Genomic DNA, 18,440 nt, shown 5'->3' with positions numbered 1-18,440 from the left:
GCCGACGAGTGATGTACGGAAAAAAAGACAGTAGTGACGCCACGCCCGGATCCCGGCCCGCCGATAGTGACAGGCGGGCGGTGGCCACGGGAATCGTTCAACATCGTGCCGGTGGCCGGCGTTGGCGAATCGATGAATGCCAGGTGTCTGGCGGTGACCGCAGGGCCGGATGGGAGAAGCCCACCGAGACATGTCCTGCCTCCGCCGCGTACTCAACATGATCATGTCGTGCCGGGCCCCCTCCGGGTGCCGCCACGATCGGGCGCCACTGTGCATCCGCGACATGCGCTGAGCACAAGCACGCAGCACCCAGAGGTTCGCCTTCTTCGATGCCCCCGGCGCGTCCAGATTGCGAGACAACATGAAACGGATGCTCATCAATGCGACCCAGCCGGAAGAGCTGCGTGTCGCGCTGGTCGATGGACAACGCCTATACGACCTGGACATCGAATCCGGTGCCAGGGAGCAGAAGAAAGCCAATATCTATCGCGGCAAGATCACCCGCGTCGAACCCTCCCTCGAAGCCGCGTTCGTCGACTTCGGTGCCGATCGTCACGGCTTCCTGCCCCTCAAGGAAATCTCACGCGACTATTTCCTGAAAGACACCTCAGGGCGCCCCAGCATCAAGGAAGTGCTCAAGGAAGGTCAGGAAGTCATTATTCAGGTCGACAAGGAGGAGCGCGGCAACAAGGGCGCGGCGCTGACCACCTTCATCAGCCTGGCGGGACGCTTCCTGGTTCTGATGCCCAACAATCCGCGTGCCGGAGGCATTTCGCGCCGTATCGAGGGCGAGGAGCGCACCCAGCTCAAGGAGGCCATGGGGCAGCTCACCGTGCCCGAGAAGATGGGCGTCATCGTGCGCACGGCCGGCATCGGGCGTAGCAGCGAAGAGCTGCAGTGGGACCTCGACTATCTCGTCCAGGTATGGGAATCGATCACCGAGGAAGCGGGCAAGCGCCCAGCGCCGTTCCTGATCTACCGTGAATCGAATGTCATCATCCGCGCCATGCGCGACTACCTGCGCCAGGATATCGGCGAGGTGTTGATTGACAGCCCTCAGGTTCATCAGGAAGCGCTCACCTTCATTCGCCAGGTGATGCCCTCCTATCAGCAGAAGATCAAGCTCTATGCCGACGAGGTGCCGCTGTTCTCGCGGTTCCAGATCGAATCCCAGATCGAGACCGCCTACGAACGCGAAGTGAAGCTGCCCTCAGGCGGCTCCATTGTCATCGACCACACCGAAGCCCTGGTTTCCATCGACATCAACTCGGCGCGTGCCACCCGGGGTAGCGATATCGAGGAAACCGCCCTGCAGACCAACCTGGAAGCGGCCGACGAGATCGCCCGCCAGCTTCGCCTGCGTGACATCGGCGGCCTGGTGGTGATCGACTTCATCGACATGAGTCCGGCACGCAATCAGCGCGAGGTCGAGAATCGCATGCGCGACGCGCTCAAGCTCGACCGCGCGCGCGTGCAGATCGGCCGCATTTCTCGCTTTGGCCTGATGGAAATGTCGCGCCAGCGCCTGCGCCCTTCGCTGGGTGAGACCAGCGGCGTGGTCTGCCCGCGCTGCAATGGCCAGGGCACCATTCGCGATGTGCGTTCGCTGTCGCTTTCCATCATGCGCCTGATCGAGGAAGAGGCGATGAAGGAGCGCAGCGCGCAGATCCGCGCCATCCTTCCCGTTCCGGTCGCCACCTATTTGCTCAATGAAAAGCGCGCGGTTCTCGCCGACATCGAGAAGCGCCAGGGCGTACGGGTACTGATTCTGCCCAACCCCGACATGGATACCCCTCACTACGATGTGCAGCGTTTGCGCGATGACCACATCGAAGAGGAAGGCGATCAGGACAAGTCCAGTTTCGAGCTCTCGGTCGATACCGAGATCGGCAGGGAGCCGGATGCGAGCATTGCCAAGCCGGTTGCCCGCGCGGAAGCAGCGGTCAAGACGGTGATCCACAACGAACCGGCCCCCGCTTCGCTGCAGCAGGAGCCGGCCCGCGAGCCTGCTTCCCCCGTCTCGGAGCCCGCCACTAGCGGCGTGCTGGGCCGTCTTATCAAGGGAGTCAGCAAGTGGCTCGGCAGTGCCGAAAGTGATACCGAGTCCTCGGCACCGTCGCGCAAGCCAGAGGCAGCAGCCCCTCAGGCACGCGGCGTCGAGGACCGAGGCGAGCGCAACGGCCGCCAGCGTCGCCGCTCACGCAGCAACACGCCCGAAGAGAGCCGCAGCAGCCAGCGGAGTCCTCAGTCGCGCCAACAGGAAAGCCCACATCCCGATTCGCGCGAATCGCGCCAGGAACCCGCCGGTGGGCGCAGCGACGGCCGCAGCGGACGCGGTGGTCGCGGCCAGGCACGTGCCGAGAAATCGCAGGGCGACGAAGGCCGCCAGGGCAAGCCGGCACAGCGTCAGCGCGATGAGGCGCCCCGCCGCCAGAAGGCCGAGAACCTGGATAAACCGGCCCAGAAGCCCGCAGAGAAACCTGCCGAGAAAGCGGCTGAATCCGCCAGGGATGACGATGGCAAGCCCAAGCGTACCCGCAACAACCCGCGCAATCGCTCGCGCCAGCACGCCATTAATCCTCAAGCCGAAGCCGAGCAGAAACGCCTCCAGGCCGAAGCGGTACACCAAGCTGAAACCGTAGAAACGGCAAAGGGCGAATCGTCCCAGGCGGTGGAGGCATCCTCTGAGCCGACCCGGGCCGAAGCGCACAAGCCGGCAGAGACGCCCGCCAAGGCGGAGAAACCCGCCGAGCCGCCCCGGGCCGAAGCGCCCAAGCCGGTAGAGAAACCGGCCGAGCCGACCCGGGCCAAAGCACCCAAGCCGGCGGAGACGCCCGCCAAGCCGACCCAGGCCGAAGCGCCCAAGCCGGTGGAGAAACCGGCCGAGCCGACCCAGGCCGAAGCGCCCAAGCCGGTGGAGAAACCGGCAGCGCCGACCCAGGCCGAAGCGCCCAAGCCGGTGGAGAAACCGGCCGAGCCGACCCAGGCCGAAGCGCCCAAGCCGGTGGAGAAACCGGCAGCGCCGACCCAGGCCGAAGCACCCAAGCCAACGGAGACGCCCGCCAAGCCGACCCAGGCCAAGGCACCCAAGCCGGTGGAGAAACCGACCGGGCCGACCCGGGCCGAAGCGCCCAAGCCGGTGGAGAAACCCGCCGAGCCGACCCAGGCCGAAGCGCCCAAGCCGGTGGAGAAACCCGCCGGGCCGACTCGGGCCGAAGCGCCCAAGCCGGTGGAGAAACCCGCCGAGCCGACCCAGGCCGAAGCGCCCAAGCCGGTGGAGAAACCCGCCGAGCCGACCCAGGTCGAAGCGCCCAAGCCAACGGAGACGCCCGCTGAGCCGACCCAGGCCCCCGACGCGCAGGAAGGTTCGCCCTCTCCCGCCGCAAGCCGGCGTCGGCGTCGCGCGCATAACGATCCGCGCGAGATCCGTCGCCGCGAGCAGGAAGCACAAAAAGGCAACCAGAACTGAATTGCCCTTTCGACCGGCTCAGCACGAAGAAGCCCGCGTTAGCGCGGGCTTTTTCTTGTCGGCCGAATCGATACGCTGTCAGGCTTTTCTGGGCTCACGCTCCAACGTCACGCCGAAATGCGAATGCACACGTTGCGCCACGCCTTCGGCAAACGTCAACAATTCGTCAGCATCGCCCCCCCCCAGATGTACGAGCACCAGGGCTTGACGCTCATGCACGCCAAAGTGGCCGTCGCGCCAGCCCTTGAGGCCACATCGATCGATCAGCCAGCCCGCGGCCAGCTTGACCCTCTCCGCATCGACATTGAAGTGCGGCATATCCGGCCAACGGGCCAATAAGCGGTCGGCAACGGCGCGTGCCACCACCGGGTTCTTGAAGAAACTGCCGGCATTACCCAACTGCCCCGGATCGGGCAGCTTCTCACGGCGTATGGCGCATACGGCTTCGGCTACGTCAAGCGCACTCGGGCGCGGGCCCACGCGCGCCGACAGATCACCGTAATCCAGCCGAGGGCGCGCCTGACGCGTCAGCCTCAGCGTCAACCCGATGATCACAACGCGCCCCGCCAGCTCTCTCTTGAAGATACTGTCACGATAACCGAAGGCGCACTCGGCAGGCGTCAGTGTCACCTTGCGTCCATCGTCGAGAAACAGCAGATGCACCGCCTCCAGCACTTCGCTCAGTTCAACGCCATAGGCACCGATGTTCTGGATCGGTGCGGCGCCACAGCGGCCCGGAATCAGCGCCAGGTTCTCTATGCCCCATAGCCCGCGATGAGCCAGTGTCATTACCAGCGGATGCCACTCCACGCCCGCCCCGACATGTACCCGCACATTCTCGCCCTGCCGCTCCAGCCACCAATGCGACAGCGCCGGCTGAACCACCAGCCCTTCGAGGCTCGTCGGCAGGATCAGGTTGCTGCCGCCACCCACTAGTGTCAAACGCCAGCCTTGCGCGCATGCCTGTTGCAGCACGTGGCGCAGTGCCGTCATGTCGGCAGGCGCCGCGAAGCGCTCGGCCCTGCAGGGCAGGCCCAGGGTGTTGGCATGTGTCAGGTCGTGGTTCTTCAGGATCGGTTCGATCAATTTCACAAGACCTCGAGCCGCCTTCCGATATCCTCGATCAACCCTCGGGAGGCTTCCTCGATCAGATCGAGCACTTCTTCGAAACCTTGCTCGCCACCATAATAGGGATCGGGAACCGGACGGTTCTCCTTACCGGCAAAATCGAGAAACAGCCCGACATGGGCCCGGCAGTCACTCGGACGCAAACGCTTCAGGGCGGCAAGATTGTCATGATCCATGGCCAACAGATAGTCGAAGCGCTGAAAATCCTCAGCGCACAACTGACGTGCGCTCAAGTCACTCAGTTCGATGCCACGCCGCCGGGCTGCCGCGCAGGCACGCGGATCCGGCGCCTTGCCCACGTGCCAGGGCCCTACGCCGCAGGAATCCACCTCGACGCGGCCAGTCAGGCCGGCAGCATCCAGCTCGCGACGAAAGACCCCTTCGGCGGTAGGGGAGCGGCAGATGTTGCCCAAGCAGACGAACAGTACGCGCATGATCGCTCCTTGCAGTGACTCAGGGCTTACGCTTTTCAAGTCTTAGGGGTCAAAAGGTCCCGTACACGCTCCAGATCCTCGAGCGTATCGATCCCGGCAGGGTTGGGCTCGGCGGCCAGCGTCACCTGTATGGCATGGCCGTAGTGCAGTGCCCGTAGCTGCTCGAGCTGCTCGAGCTGTTCGAGCGCCGATGGCGCCCAATCGCGATACTCGAAGAGAAAGCCGGCACGGTAGGCGTACAGGCCGATATGTCGCAGCCAGCCATCGGTGACGAGCCAAGCGGGGCGCGCGGTGAAAGCCTCGCGATCCCAGGGGATGGGTGCGCGAGAAAAATAGAGGGCACGGCCGGAGAGCGCCCGCACTACCTTGACTGCGTTGGGATTGAATAGCGTCTCCACATCGCTGATCGGCTCGGCAAGCGTCGCAATGGAAGCACCGGGATCGTCGAGCAGGCGGGCCGCCACCTGATCGATCAGCCGCGGGGGAATCAACGGCTCATCTCCCTGTACGTTGACCAGCACTTCGTCATCAGCAAGCCCCAACCGCTCGGCCACTTCTGCCAGGCGATCGGTTCCCGAGGGGTGGTCGGCCCGAGTCATCACCACCTCCGCACCCAGCGGCGCGAGCGCCTCGCGGATTCTCTCATCGTCGGTGGCCACCACAACCCGGCTGGCGGCACTTTCACTGGCACGCCGCCAAACGTGAGCGATCATCGGTTCCCCGGCAATATCGAGCAGCGGCTTACCCGGCAGGCGAGTGGAACCGAAGCGCGCCGGAATCACCGCGATAAATCCCTGCTCCCGCGTCATCACGCTTCCCCAGTACGGCCAGGCGATGTCGGCAGCTTTTCATCGACATCCATCTGGCGTGCCTCCTCGGGCAGCATGACCGGAATGCCGTCGCGCACCGGGTAGGCCAGCCCATCGTAATGGCAGCGCAGCTCCCCCGCCTCGCGATCGTATTTGAGCTTGCCCTTGCACAGCGGACAGACCAGCATTGCCAACAATTCCTTGTCCATCGTTCACCTCCGCAGAATTATCGTATTCGTTATCGACCGTCTTCGCCGGTCCCTAACGCCTAGGTTACCGCAATCCTGACAGTCGCTGATCCAGCCACTCGACGAAAGCGGGCATAGGCTCGGCCTCGACCTCCAGCACCCAACTGCCCGGTGGCGCCAGGTCTCGACACTTCTCGGCGTCCTTGGCCGTCATGACTACCGGCCGGCCATCGTCGAAGGTGAGATCCGCCGCCGTGAAGCGGTGATGATCCGGCAACGCATGCGGTCGCACTTCCATGCCCAGCTCCTTGAGCGTGGCGAAGAAGCGGTCGGGATTGCCGATACCCGCCACGGCATGCACCGGCCCGCTGAAGGGAAGCGGCATCACGGGACATCTCCGGTCGGCCTCTAGCGAGCGCCAGCGCACCGGCGCCAGCCGGAAGGACCAAGCCCCCACAGGCGGTTCGAAGGTGGGCTTGCCATTGATCAGCACCGCGTCCACCTCGCTCAGGCGTGACAACGGTTCACGCAGTGGTCCTGCCGGCAGGCAACGTCCATTGCCGAAGCCACGCCGCCCATCCACCACGACCAGTTCGATATCGCGCCCTAGCGCCAGATGCTGCAACCCATCATCACTGATCACCAAGTCACAGCCCATCTCGAGCAGTGCCCGCGCTCCCCGCGGCCGCTCCGGGTCCACCACCACGGGTAGCCCGGTCTGGCGTGCCAGCATGCGCGGCTCGTCGCCGCTCTCGGCGATGCGTGTGTGCGCAGTCACATGCAGCGGGTAGCCTGCGCCCTGTCCCGCTCTGCCGCCATAGCCCCGTGACACGATGCCCGGCCGCCAGCCCCGCTCGGACAAGTGGCGCGCAAGCCAGGCCACCAAGGGGGACTTGCCTGTGCCGCCGAGCGTCAGGTTACCGACCACGATCACCGGAACGTCGGCGTGCCATACCGCACGCTTGCCTTGACGGTAGGCGGCGGCACGGCGCTTCATTGCCCTACGGTAGAGCGCCTCCAGCGGCCGCAGTAACTTGAGCCAGGCCGCGTTGCCGTAGGCGGCTACGAGCCAGCGCTCACCGAACCCGCGTATCATGCCGTCGAGGCCTCCTGGAACTGCAACCGATGCAGTGCGGCATAGGCACCGTCGCGGGCGATCAGTTCGGCATGGGTGCCCTGCTCGACGACCTGCCCCTGTTCCATGACCAGTATGCGGTCGGCGCGTTCGATGGTGGACAACCGATGGGCAATGACCAGCGTCGTGCGCCCGCGGCAGACGACCTCCAGGGCTGCCTGGATATAACGCTCCGACTCGGTATCCAGTGCCGACGTGGCCTCGTCGAGAATCAGCAACGGCGCATCCTTGAAGATTGCCCGGGCAATGGCCAGCCGTTGCCGCTGGCCGCCGGAGAGCATCACGCCATTATCGCCGACCAAGGTGTCGTATCCGTTGGGCATCCGTTCAATGAACTCGTGCGCATAGGCGGCGCGCGCCGCCGCCTCGATGGCGACACGGTCGGCCTGCGGGACCCCGTAGGCGATATTGTCGGCAATGCTGGCGTTGAACAGCGTCACCTGTTGTGAAACCAACGCGATCTGCCGGCGCAGCGGCGCCAGGCGATAATCGTCGATCGGTACCCCATCGATCAGCACTCGCCCGCCAGTGGGCCGATAGAAACGTGGTAGCAGCCCTACCAAGGTCGATTTGCCGCTTCCCGAGCGACCGACGATGGCCACCATCTCGCCTGGCGCAATGACCTGGTCGATGCCCTTGAGCACCTCGGGCTGGTCTTCGCCGTAACGAAAACGCACTCCTTCGAACTCGACCCGTCCTTCGAGTCTTTGCGGCTCCAGAGTGCCTTCGTCGGGCTCGGCTGGCACGTTCAGAAGGCCGAACAGCTCATCGGCGGCGGCAATGCCCTTCTGTATCTCGCTATTGATCTCGGTGAGCTGACGCACCGGCTTGGCCATCAGCGAAGCGGCGGTAATGAACGCCACGAACTCACCTGGCGTCATGTCTGCCATCATCGCCGGCGACATCGCCAGCCATACCAACACTGCCAGCGATACGGCGATCATCAGTTGAATCACCGGCGTGCTGATCGCCTTGGTCAGGGCCTCTTTCATCTTCTGTTGGCGGTTGTACTCGCTGGCCTTGGCGAAGCGCGCCTTCTCGTACGCCTCCGCCCCGTGAGTACGCACGACGCGATAGCCCGTCAGCGCCTCGGAAGCGACATGGGTGACATCGCCCATGGAGTGCTGGATGCGCTGCGAGATACGCCGGAAGCGCTTGCTGGCGTAACTCACCACGCCGGCGATCAGCGGGGTCACGCCCAGGAAAAGCAGCGTCAGCATCCAGTTGGTCCACAACAGGTAGCTCAGCAGGCCGATCACGAACAGACCTTCTCGCAGCAGAATGGTAATGGCATTGGTCGCCGCCCCGGTCACCTGCTCGACATGGTAGGTAACGCGAGAGATGAGATGGCCGCTGGAGTGGGCGTCGAAGAAACGACCCGGCAGGTGCAACATGTGGTTGAACACATTGCAACGCAGCGAATGCACCACGTTGCGCGCCACGTTGCTCATGAAGTAGGTACCGAGAAAGGTGCCCAGGCCGCGGGCAGCGAACATGCCGACCACGAACAGCGGCAACAGCAGGCGAAAGGAGGCATCGGGGTTCTGAATGCCATCGATAAGGCGCTTCATCATTTCCGCCAGGGCAGTGCTCGAGGCTGCGTAGAGCGCATAGCCGACGATCGCCAGGGTGAACGAAACCCAGTGGGGCTTCACATAAGCCAGCAGCCGCTTGTAGAGGGCCCAGCTAGAATGTTGGGTCCGGTCTTGAGTCACGGTGTCTCCGCTTGCGTGGATGTTGCCTGAGTTTCGCGCGTGGCAATGCGCACCTGGCGAACGCCGAGCGCGCCCGCTTGATCCAGCGCTCGCACCACGTCGGCGTGAACCGCACGTGCATCGGCCTCCACCACTAGCCCATGGAGGCGAGCTTGATCGGCTTCGGCGGAGAGCGCCTCACCCAGCTCCGCTGCCCCGAGCTCGCGCTCTCCCAGCCGGTAGCGTCCCCGCTCGGTGACGACCAGGGTCACCGGCGACGCCTCGAGCGCCGTGCCGGCAGCGCTCTCGGGCAGTTCCAGCTCCAATGCCTGTCGGGTCTCGAATGTCGTGGATACCATGAAGAAGATCAGCAGCAGAAAGACCACGTCGATGAGCGGGGTGAGATTGACCTCCACCGGATCGCGACGGCGGCGCGGAAATTTCACGACCTGCCGACCTCCGGCGCAGGTTGCTCCCGAAAGCGGGCCCGCTCTTCCTCGCGCTGCTCGCTGAAACCCAGCTCGCCCTGATAGTGGGCCAGAAATTCCACCACCTGGCCCGCCTGCTCCTCCATGCGCACCGTGATGTCCTCCACTCGGCGCAGAAAGTAACGATGGAACATCAGCGCCGGAATTGCCACCGTGAGACCCGCAGCAGTGGTCACCAGGGCACGCGAAATGCCACCGGCAAGTTCGGCGGTCCGGCTTGCCCCATCCGCTGCGACGATCACTGCGAACACCTCGATCATTCCCACCACGGTGCCCAGCAGGCCGATCAGCGGCGTAATCGCGGCAATGGTGCCCAGCGGACTGAGAAAGCGCTCCATGTCGTGAATCACGGCGGTAGCAGCCTCCTGCAGCCTGGCCCGCACCTGCTCGTGCCCCAGGCGCGCGTTACGCAGCCCGGCGGCCAGCACGGCCCCCAGCGGTGAGTGACTCTCGAGCCAGTAGAGATTGACCTGGCCACGGGCGACCAGCGAACAAACCTCCTGCCCCAAGCCGTAAGGGGCGATGCGCTTGGCGCGCAGGGTCCACAGACGCTCGATGATGATCACCGTCGCCAGCAGCGAGCAGCCCAGGAGCGGGACCATCAGCCACCCCCCGGCGACCAGCGCATCCATCATGTCCATCGGTTCCCCTCCTCACGCAACGCTGTCGCGATCAATGGCGCGATTCTACCGCATGGCACTTCCCTTCGACACCGCCGCGCCGCCAAGGCATGGCGCGGGCGGTATCGAGGCTTACGCTCGAGTCGCGTCCGAGCCAGAAGGTGACGGCACCGTCCAGGGCGGTGCTCCATTGACAGCTACCGACGCGATGGAAACGTCGCACTACCGCGTCGCTGGGATGACCGAAGGCATTGTGACGACCGGCACTGAACACGACATGTTGCGGCGTGGTCCACTGCACGAGTTGGGGGCCGGAGCTGGAACGGCTGCCGTGATGCCCCGCCACCAGCACCGTGATCGGCAGAGGTAGTCGCTGGAGAATGACCCGCTCGATGTCGCTGCTCACATCGCCGGTGATCAACAGGCGCTCCTCCCCCGCCGTTACTTCGAGCACACAGGAGCGGTCATTGCTGGAAAACGGTGCCGCGTCTGCCGGAGGCCAAAGCACGCGATAGCTCACACCGTCGCGCTGCCACTGCTGCCCAGCCACGCAGACAGTGGAAGTCACGTCGAGGTTTTCTCCCGCAGGCGCCTGGAACTCGCCGACGTCGTGCCGCTCCGCCAGCCAGGCCACGCCTCCGGCATGGTCGAGATCGCCATGGCTGACCATGACCCGATCGAAGCGTTGGCCCGCCGGCCATAACGCACTCACCGGAGCGAAGCCAGAGGCGAAGCGCGGCCCGCTGTCGTAGAGCATGCGAAAACCGGCACTGTGCAGCTCGACCAGTTGCCCCTGGCCGACGTCGTAAACCCGTACTCGCAGACTGCCCGGCTCCGGCACGGGCACGGTGAGTCCCAGCATGGCGGGCAATAACAACAGCGTCCCCCCGACGCGAAGACGCCTGGCGAGCCCGGGCAACGCCCACAGCAGCGCCATTAGCCCAAGCATCAGGGCAAGTGGAGCGATCAGCTCGGCGGAGGGCCACCATAGCGGGAGCCGGGAAACCGCGAGATCGAGCAGCTCCGTCATGCTCAGCGTGATGCGTTCGAACAGCCACCAGCAGGCAGCGCCGAGCGGCGCCAGCGGTGCGAACAACCAGCCCAGCAGCCCCAGCGGCACCAGTAGCGAACTCACCAGCGGCACCGCCACCAAGTTGACCAGCGGCGCGGCAGGCGCAAGCCGGGCGAAGGCCAGCAGCACAGCCGCCGCCATCAGCGTCGCCAGCAGAAGCTGAGTACGCAGCAACCCCCATGCCCAGCCGCGCAAGCCCCGTGGCCGCGGACGCCCTTGCCAGATCAGGATCAACACCGCCACGGCCAGGAACGAGAGCCACAGCCCCGGACGCCAAACCGATAACGGGTCATGCAGCACCACCAGTCCCAGCGCCAACCACCAGGCTTGCCAGGAACCGGGAGCGTGGCGTCCACTGGCGACCCATAGCCCGATCACGGTCATGATCAGAGCACGCAGGGCCGGCGGTTGCAGACCCGCCAGGGCGGCGTAGCCAACCGCCGCCAACCCCGCCAACCACCAGGGCCAGATCGCCATGCGCCAGCGCTCCGGGGTCAACGCACGCGCGACGCCTCGTGCCAGCAGCAGGATGAAGGCGGCGACCAGGCCCACGTGCAGCCCCGAGATCACCACCAAATGGGTAGTACCGCTGGCGTTGAGCCGCTCCCAGTCGTCGCGCGAGAGCCGGTCACCGGCCCCCAGCGTCAACGCCGCCAGCCAGCGAGTCGTCAGAGGGGCGAGCGGCTGCGCATCGAGGAATGCCACGGCTTGGCGGCGTAGGGAATAAGGCGCCGGCGCCAGCCGTCGAGGAGCCGGTTCGCGGCGCACATAGCCGGTGGCCTGGATGCCTTCGCGCCATAGCCAGGCGCGATAATCGAAGGTACCGGGATTGGCAAAACCATCCGGTGGACGCAGCCGCACGGTGAGGGCCCAACGCTCGCCCGGCTGCATCGGCGGCGCCTCGTAGACGCTGAGGCGCACCCGGCGCAGCCGGTGGCAAGGTAGCCTATCGGCCTCGAGCGGCCGGCAATCGTCCACCCGCACCAGCAACCGGGTCAGGCGGCCTTCGCCTTCGACCGTTTCAAGCCGTCCTGCGAGTGCAAGGTCGGCCCGCAACAGCCCAGCCGGCAGCTCGGCGCCCCTGGCCAGCAACACCTGAACCGCCGTTACGGCGAGCACCAAGGCAAGCCCGGCCATTCGCCAGCGCTTGCTCGCCAATGCGCAAAGCAGCGCCAGCGCCCAGGCCTCCACCAACCCGGGCGGCGCCCACCGGCCAAGCCCCGTGCCGCCCAGCGCCGCCAGCGCCATCGGCATTGCCACCCCCATCCGCACTCCCTTGCCTCCCGTCGGCACATCCAACGCGACTCGAGCCGGTTTCACCAGGCATGCGAAGGCAAACTTCCTGCCAACGCATGACATGGCGGGTCAACGGCCATCCATGGATAATAACCGGGTCACGAAGCAGCGAGCCAACGCCATGCCGCGCCGATTCCTGCAGCGCTACATGCCCAACCCCGAAACGCTCAGGCGCCAGCGCTCGCTGCGCTTCCTGGGCCACGTTATCGGCGATCCTGGGCTCTGGGCGCTGTCACGGCGAACCGTAGCCAACGCCTTTTCGGTCGGCTTGTTCAGTGCCATGCTGCCGATTCCCTTCCAAATGGCCGTCGCTGCCTTCGGCGCCTGGTTGCTGCGCTGCAATCTCCCGCTCTCCGTGGGCCTGGTGTGGATCACCAACCCGCTGACCATGCCCTTGGTCTTTTACGGTAACTATCGCCTCGGCGCTTGGCTGATGGAGACACCGGCCCGGGAGGCTCCGACACGCATCTCGACGCGCTGGATTGCCGAGCGCATGGCCGACATCCTGCCGGCGCTCGCCCTCGGCTCGGTGGTGTCAGCCGTGCTGCTGGCCGTTCTGGCCAACGCGGTGGTTCGGCTGCTGTGGCGCTGGCGTGTTTCGCGCAGCTGGAAGCGACGCGCCCTGAAGCGCCGTCGCAGACGACTGGAGCGAGACACCTAGCCCCGCTCTACGGGGTTCGAGAGGCGGGTGCCGCTCAACGCTGTTCGGTCAGGCGCCCGCCATCGAGCTTCATCACGCGGTCTTGATGGGCGGCCAGCGACGGATCGTGAGTCACTACCACGAAAGCGCAATCGGTCGTTCTCGCCAATTCATCCATCAGCGCCAGGATGCTTGCGGCCGTACTCTGATCGAGATTGCCGGTCGGCTCGTCCATCAGCACCAGGCTCGGATCGGTGACAAGCGCCCGGGCGATAGCCACACGCTGGCGTTCGCCGCCTGATAGCTCGCCCGGCTTGTGGTCGGCGCGGTGCTCGATCCCCACCTTGGCCAGCAGCTCCCTGGCGCGGCTTTCGGCCGCTCTCTTGCGCTGACCGCGTATGATCAGCGGCAATGCGGCGTTCTCCAGCGCGGAGAACTCGGCGAGAAGGTGGTGAAATTGGTAGACGAAGCCGATGCGACGGTTGCGAAACTTGCCCAGCGCCGCCTCGCCCAGGTCGAGCAGCGACTCCCCCGCGATCGACACCTCGCCGCGGGTCGGACGGTCGAGCCCGCCGAGCAGGTTGAGCAGGGTGGTCTTGCCCGACCCCGAACTGCCGACCACCGCGACCCGTTCGCCGGCCCGCACCTCGAGTGAGAGGCCATCGAGCACGGTGACGTCCTGCGGCCCCTCGCGATAGATGCGCGTCAGGTCGCGGCAAGCCAGCATGATCCTGCCATTCGCCGTCTGGTTCACGAGGCTTTCCTTGTTCACGGTTGTTTCACTCATAGCGCAGCACCTCCGCCGGCTGGACTCGCGATGCACGCCAGGCCGGGTAGAGCGTCGACAGGAAGGTCAGGCCGAAGGCGGCGGCAACGATATTGCGCACGTCCTCCCAGTGCAGCCGTGACGGCAGGTCGCTGATGAAATAGACCCCGGCGTCAAGGAACTGGATACCGAACGTCGATTCCACCCAGCCGATCAGATCGGAGATTGTCAACGCCAGGAGAATGCCGAGTCCGACACCCACGGCGATGCCGATTACGCCGATCGCCAGCCCCTGCACCACGAAGATACCCATGATCGAGCGTGGTGTGGCGCCGATCGTGCGCAGGATGGCGATATCAGCATGCTTGTCGGTCACTACCATGACCAGGGTCGAAACGATGTTGAAGGCGGCCACGGCGATGATCACCGTCAGCAGCAGCGCGATCATGCGTTTCTCCATCTGGATCGCCTGGAACAGGTTGCCGTGGGAAAAGGTCCAATCGAAGCCTCGATAGCCCGAGCCGAGTTCGTCGATGATGGCGCGCGTCTCGCTGGAGGCGGCGAACAGGTCATTCAGCTCCAGGCGCAGTCCACCCACGGCATCGCCCAGTCGCGCCAGGGTTTGCATGTCCTCGATATTGGCGTAGGCCAGATTGGCGTCGAGGTCAGCGCCAACATTGAAAATGCCGCTAACCGTGAAGCGCTTGAGCCGTGGAAAAACCCCGGCCGGCGTGATCGAGGCTTCGGGAACCAGCAGAGTGACGCGGTCGCCGACCCCAACGCCCAGATGGCGTGCCAGCAGCGCCCCCAGCACGATGTTCCACTCACCCGGCTGCAGATCATCAAGGCTGCCCTGGCGCATATGAGAGCCGATGATCGAGACCCGGTCCTCCCATTCCGGGTGGATACCGTTGACCATGGCACCCTCGTTGCGCCCACCGACCGAGAACATGCCCTGCTGCTCGACATAGGGCGCCGCACCGATGACACGCTCGCGCTGCATCAGTTGCTCGGCCAACGGTTGCCAATCGACCAGGCCGCTGCGCGACTCGATCTTGGTATGCGGCACCATGCCGAGAATGCGGGTGCGCAGTTCATGATCGAAACCGTTCATGACCGAGAGCACCAGGATCAGAACCGCCACGCCGAGCATCAATCCCAGCATGGAGGTGAGCGAAATGAAGGAGATGAAATGATTGCGGCGCTTGGCGCGCACATAACGTAGGCCGATCAGCAGTGGCAGGCGGTCGAGCATCGTTGCGTTCCTTGTCAGAGGGGGGTCATGGTACGGTTTTTTACGCGCCGCTGCATCGGGTGCACCCGGTTTCCCCGAGACTTGCAACATTACCGGGCTGAGCCTACATTGCGCCGACTCGGTGCACCCACCGGCTGCCGATGCTACTAAAGAGGCTCACTCCATGGCCAACCGCCTGCTTCCCGAATGGCACCCCCAGGATGCCGTACAACTCACCTGGCCCAGCCCCTCGAGCGATTGGGCGCCTCTGATCGAACGCATCGAGGCCACCATGGAAGCGCTGGTGGTGGCCATCGCACGATACCAAAGCGTACTGATCGCCGTGCCCGACGCCGCCACCCGCGCCCAACTGCTGAGTCGCTTCGCCAACCTGGGCGTCGAGGCCTCGCGCCTGCACCTGACGGTAGTCGAGGCGGATGACACCTGGGCACGCGATCACGGTCCGATCGCGGTGGAGCGCGACGGACGGCCCGTGCTGCTCGATTACGTCTTCACCGGTTGGGGCGGCAAGTTCGAGGCCGAACGCGATAACCGGCTGACGCAGCGCCTGGCAGAGACCGGCATCTACGCCTGCCCCGTCGAGCGGCGTGAGGTCGTCCTCGAGGGCGGCGCCATCGATACCGATGGCGAAGGCACCCTGCTCACCACCGAGGCCTGCCTGCTCAACCCCAACCGCAACCCCCATCTCGATCGCGAAGCGGTGGAGTCACTGCTCAGGAAGGACTTCGGTATCGAGCGGGTGCTATGGCTGGCCAACGGTCATCTGGAAGGCGACGATACGGACAGCCATGTGGATACCCTGGCGCGGTTCTGCGACCCGGCCACCATAGCCTATGTGCGCTGCGATGATCCATCCGACCCGCATTACCCGGACCTGGCCGCGATGGAGGTCGAGCTGAAGCATTTTCGTCGCGCCGACGGCGAGCCCTACCGGCTGGTGCCATTGCCCTGGCCGCGCTCCTGCTTCGATCCCGTGGACGGGCATCGGCTGCCGGCAACCTACGCCAACTTTCTGATCGTGAACTCGGCCGTGCTGGTGCCTGTCTATGGCGATGCCGCCGATAGCCGGGCACTCGCTGTCCTGGCCGAGGCCTTCCCGGGCCGAGACATCGTGCCCATCGACTGCTCGAACGTGATCCGCCAGCACGGCAGCCTGCACTGCCTGACCATGCAGCTCCCCCGGGGCAGCGTGAATGACGCTACACAGCAAGGAGAAACCTCATGACCCGCACCCTCAAGGTCGGCCTGGTCCAGCAACCCGCCTGGCCGGACAAGGAGCGCAGCCTGGCCGAGAGCGAGGCCGGCGTACGCGAGCTGGCGGCTGCCGGTGCCGAACTGGTGCTGCTCCAGGAGCTGCATGCCACGCACTATTTCTGCCAGTACGAGGACACCGAGCTGTTCGATTTGGCCGAGCCGCTGGACGGCCCCACCGGACGACGCCTCGCCGCCTTGGCGGCCGAGCTCGGCATCGTCCTGGTCGGCTCGTTGTTCGAACGCCGCGCACCGGGCCTCTACCACAACACCGCCGTGGTCTACGACCGCGACCGCGGCCAGGTAGGCGTCTACCGCAAGATGCACATCCCCGACGATCCAGGCTTCTACGAGAAGTTCTACTTCGCTCCCGGCGACCAGGACGACAGTCGCAAGCAGGGCTTCCAACCCATCGATACCTCGGTGGGCCGGCTGGGACTCTTGGTGTGCTGGGATCAGTGGTATCCGGAAGCAGCGCGACTGATGGCGCTGGCGGGTGCCGAAGTGCTGCTCTACCCCACTGCCATCGGCTGGAGCCCGTCCGACGACAGTGCCGAGAAAGCGCGTCAGAAGGACGCCTGGACCCTGATCCAGCGCAGCCATGCGGTAGCCAACGGAGTACCCGTGATCGTGGCCAACCGTGTCGGTCACGAGCCGGACCACTCCGGCGTAGGCGAGGGCATCGACTTCTGGGGTGGCAGTTTCGTCGCCGGCCCCCAAGGCGAGCTGCTGGCCCACGGCGGCACCGAGGCCGAGCGCCTGCTGGTCACTCTCGACATGAGCCGCGGCGAGGACGTCCGGCGCATCTGGCCCTACCTGCGCGACCGCCGCATCGACGCCTATGGCGACCTGACCCGACGTTACAGAGACTGAGATATCCTGCCGTGAAACACGCACCAGCGTAAGCGGCACTGGGGGCAGGCCGGAGAGGCGGTCTTTTCCATGGGTTAGGAGCATAGCTCCGAACGGGCTGGCCAATGGATGGCCAGCACGGGTCCTGCAAGCGGAGCAGGATGCGCGAGCGAAGCAGGGCAAAAGTAGCGCCCAAGGAAGGGGTTACAGCGCCTCATCGACGATCCAGCGCCCTGTAACCTGTCACCAGAACAGCCGCGGGGATAGGCCACAGAGGCTTATCGGGTCCGGCGGATAAAGAAAAACCCACCGCGACAGGGCATGCGGTGGGTTTTTCTGTTTACAGCCGAGCTCAGGCTTCCGGCGCTTTCCAGAAATCGCGGATCGAGGCAATGCCCTGGGCACCCACAGCACGAGCGTGGTTGGCGTCGTGACGGGTCATACCGCCCAGTGCGAATACCGGCATGGCGGCACGTTCCACCAGTTGCTGAAAGTCGTGCCAGCCCATCGGCGCAACCTCGGGGTGCGACGGCGTTGTACGCAGCGGCGACAGTGTGACGAAGTCGCAGCCGATCCGGGCCGCCTGGCCAAGCTGACGACGATCGTGAGTGGACGCTGCCAGCCACTTGGTTTCGGAGATAGGCCGCCGCTCGAGCCCCATCAACCGCTCACTGGTCAGGTGGATGCCATCGGCATCGACACGCTCCAGCCACTCCGGCTCGCCATTGAGCAAAAGGCGTGCACCGTATTTCCGGCATAGCGCCAGTGCCCGCTCGGCACGGGCGAGGTAAGCCGCCTCCCCAAGGGCCTTGTCACGCAACTGCACCAATCGCACGCCATCCTGCTCCAGCGCCCGCTGCAGACAAGCATCGAACCTCGCTTCATCGCTCTCCTCACCGGTGATGAGGTATTCTGTGGGCAGCATCACCGCCTGCAGGATCGGCAGGTTGGCCGCCGGGAATGGATAATTCACCAGCTCGTCGAGCGGCACCCAGCGCACCGCCTGGCCCTCGCGACCGAACGGCTCACCGCTGAACTCATGCACTTGCCAAACGTCGAGCAGGATATGCTTGTCAGGGTATTCATGGTGAACCCGGATCAACGGCTGGGCACGCTTGATTTCCACCCCCAGCTCCTCGTGGAGCTCGCGCTTGAGGCCTTCCAGCCCCGTCTCGTAGGGGGCCAGCTTGCCGCCGGGGAATTCCCACAACCCACCGTGGTCGACATTGGACGGACGGCGGGCAATCAGCGCCTTCTTGCCATCGCCGCTGATGATGGCGGCCGCTGCCACGTGCACCCTTCTCTTCACCATTACGTTCATTGACTCCTACCCGCTCTACCTG

At 65.1% G+C, this 18,440-nt stretch carries 16 protein-coding genes; 4 read left to right on the top strand and 12 right to left on the bottom strand.

The genetic code is table 11. The features are described from left to right. Positions 1 to 361 precede the first annotated feature (361 nt). Complete coding sequence (rne, locus tag F0A17_RS15010; protein WP_187774708.1) at positions 362 to 3,469, top strand: ribonuclease E; 3,108 nt, start codon at positions 362 to 364, stop codon at positions 3,467 to 3,469. A 78-nt stretch (positions 3,470 to 3,547) separates the two neighbouring features. Here rne and murB read toward each other — a convergent pair whose 3' ends face one another. The 9 genes from murB to F0A17_RS14965 all read right to left on the bottom strand — a co-directional run bounded on the left by murB (position 3,548) and on the right by F0A17_RS14965 (position 12,303). Further along, positions 3,548 to 4,561 (bottom strand): UDP-N-acetylmuramate dehydrogenase, encoded by a 1,014-nt coding sequence (gene murB, locus F0A17_RS15005; protein ID WP_422671002.1) that lies wholly within the window; start codon positions 4,559 to 4,561, stop codon positions 3,548 to 3,550. Further along, entirely contained in the window at positions 4,558 to 5,031 is a 474-nt protein-coding gene (locus F0A17_RS15000; RefSeq protein WP_149329143.1) for a low molecular weight protein-tyrosine-phosphatase, read from the bottom strand. Before F0A17_RS15000 ends, murB begins: the two co-directional genes overlap by 4 nt. Before the next feature lie 35 nt (positions 5,032 to 5,066). Beyond that, on the bottom strand, positions 5,067 to 5,840 hold the full coding sequence (gene kdsB, locus F0A17_RS14995; protein ID WP_149329142.1) for a 3-deoxy-manno-octulosonate cytidylyltransferase: 774 nt from the start codon (positions 5,838 to 5,840) through the stop codon (positions 5,067 to 5,069). Further along, positions 5,840 to 6,049, bottom strand: coding sequence for a Trm112 family protein (locus tag F0A17_RS14990; protein ID WP_149329141.1), 210 nt, complete (start codon positions 6,047 to 6,049; stop codon positions 5,840 to 5,842). Before F0A17_RS14990 ends, kdsB begins: the two co-directional genes overlap by 1 nt. Positions 6,050 to 6,113: 64 nt before the next feature. Further along, a complete protein-coding gene (gene lpxK / locus F0A17_RS14985) occupies positions 6,114 to 7,124 on the bottom strand; it encodes a tetraacyldisaccharide 4'-kinase (protein WP_149329140.1) in 1,011 nt (336 codons plus the stop codon). Then, on the bottom strand, positions 7,121 to 8,878 hold the full coding sequence (gene msbA, locus F0A17_RS14980; RefSeq protein WP_149329139.1) for a lipid A export permease/ATP-binding protein MsbA: 1,758 nt from the start codon (positions 8,876 to 8,878) through the stop codon (positions 7,121 to 7,123). The genes lpxK and msbA overlap by 4 nt, the downstream gene beginning before the upstream one ends. Next, on the bottom strand, positions 8,875 to 9,303 hold the full coding sequence (locus F0A17_RS14975) for an ExbD/TolR family protein (protein WP_149329138.1): 429 nt from the start codon (positions 9,301 to 9,303) through the stop codon (positions 8,875 to 8,877). Before F0A17_RS14975 ends, msbA begins: the two co-directional genes overlap by 4 nt. Beyond that, positions 9,300 to 9,986, bottom strand: a complete 687-nt coding sequence (locus F0A17_RS14970) for a MotA/TolQ/ExbB proton channel family protein (RefSeq protein WP_149329137.1) — start codon at positions 9,984 to 9,986, stop codon at positions 9,300 to 9,302. The genes F0A17_RS14975 and F0A17_RS14970 overlap by 4 nt, the downstream gene beginning before the upstream one ends. A 31-nt stretch (positions 9,987 to 10,017) precedes the next feature. Next, a complete protein-coding gene (locus F0A17_RS14965) occupies positions 10,018 to 12,303 on the bottom strand; it encodes a DNA internalization-related competence protein ComEC/Rec2 (protein WP_187774707.1) in 2,286 nt (761 codons plus the stop codon). Between the two features lie 151 nt (positions 12,304 to 12,454). On the opposite strand from F0A17_RS14965, the gene F0A17_RS14960 reads away from it, so the two are divergent. Further along, complete coding sequence (locus F0A17_RS14960; protein ID WP_149329136.1) at positions 12,455 to 12,994, top strand: DUF2062 domain-containing protein; 540 nt, start codon at positions 12,455 to 12,457, stop codon at positions 12,992 to 12,994. A gap of 34 nt (positions 12,995 to 13,028) precedes the next feature. Here F0A17_RS14960 and F0A17_RS14955 read toward each other — a convergent pair whose 3' ends face one another. Next, on the bottom strand, positions 13,029 to 13,760 hold the full coding sequence (locus F0A17_RS14955; protein ID WP_149329135.1) for an ABC transporter ATP-binding protein: 732 nt from the start codon (positions 13,758 to 13,760) through the stop codon (positions 13,029 to 13,031). Next, the gene (locus F0A17_RS14950; protein ID WP_149329134.1) at positions 13,753 to 14,994 is read right to left on the bottom strand and encodes a lipoprotein-releasing ABC transporter permease subunit; all 1,242 of its coding nucleotides are present in this window, start codon (positions 14,992 to 14,994) and stop codon (positions 13,753 to 13,755) included. Before F0A17_RS14950 ends, F0A17_RS14955 begins: the two co-directional genes overlap by 8 nt. A 163-nt stretch (positions 14,995 to 15,157) precedes the next feature. Here F0A17_RS14950 and F0A17_RS14945 point away from each other — a divergent pair, with 163 nt between their 5' ends. Continuing rightward, positions 15,158 to 16,219, top strand: coding sequence for an agmatine deiminase family protein (locus F0A17_RS14945; protein ID WP_149329133.1), 1,062 nt, complete (start codon positions 15,158 to 15,160; stop codon positions 16,217 to 16,219). After that, positions 16,216 to 17,118, top strand: a complete 903-nt coding sequence (locus F0A17_RS14940; protein ID WP_149329132.1) for a carbon-nitrogen hydrolase — start codon at positions 16,216 to 16,218, stop codon at positions 17,116 to 17,118. The genes F0A17_RS14945 and F0A17_RS14940 overlap by 4 nt, the downstream gene beginning before the upstream one ends. 331 nt (positions 17,119 to 17,449) lie before the next feature. Here the strand turns inward: F0A17_RS14940 and F0A17_RS14935 are convergent, their stop codons facing one another. Beyond that, positions 17,450 to 18,409, bottom strand: a complete 960-nt coding sequence (locus tag F0A17_RS14935; RefSeq protein ID WP_149329131.1) for a Nudix family hydrolase — start codon at positions 18,407 to 18,409, stop codon at positions 17,450 to 17,452. Positions 18,410 to 18,440: the final 31 nt, after the last annotated feature.

Source organism: Billgrantia pellis, assembly GCF_008297955.1.
In the GTDB taxonomy this organism is placed as follows: domain Bacteria; phylum Pseudomonadota; class Gammaproteobacteria; order Pseudomonadales; family Halomonadaceae; genus Halomonas; species Halomonas pellis.
This window is presented reverse-complemented; position numbering and strand designations above follow the sequence as displayed.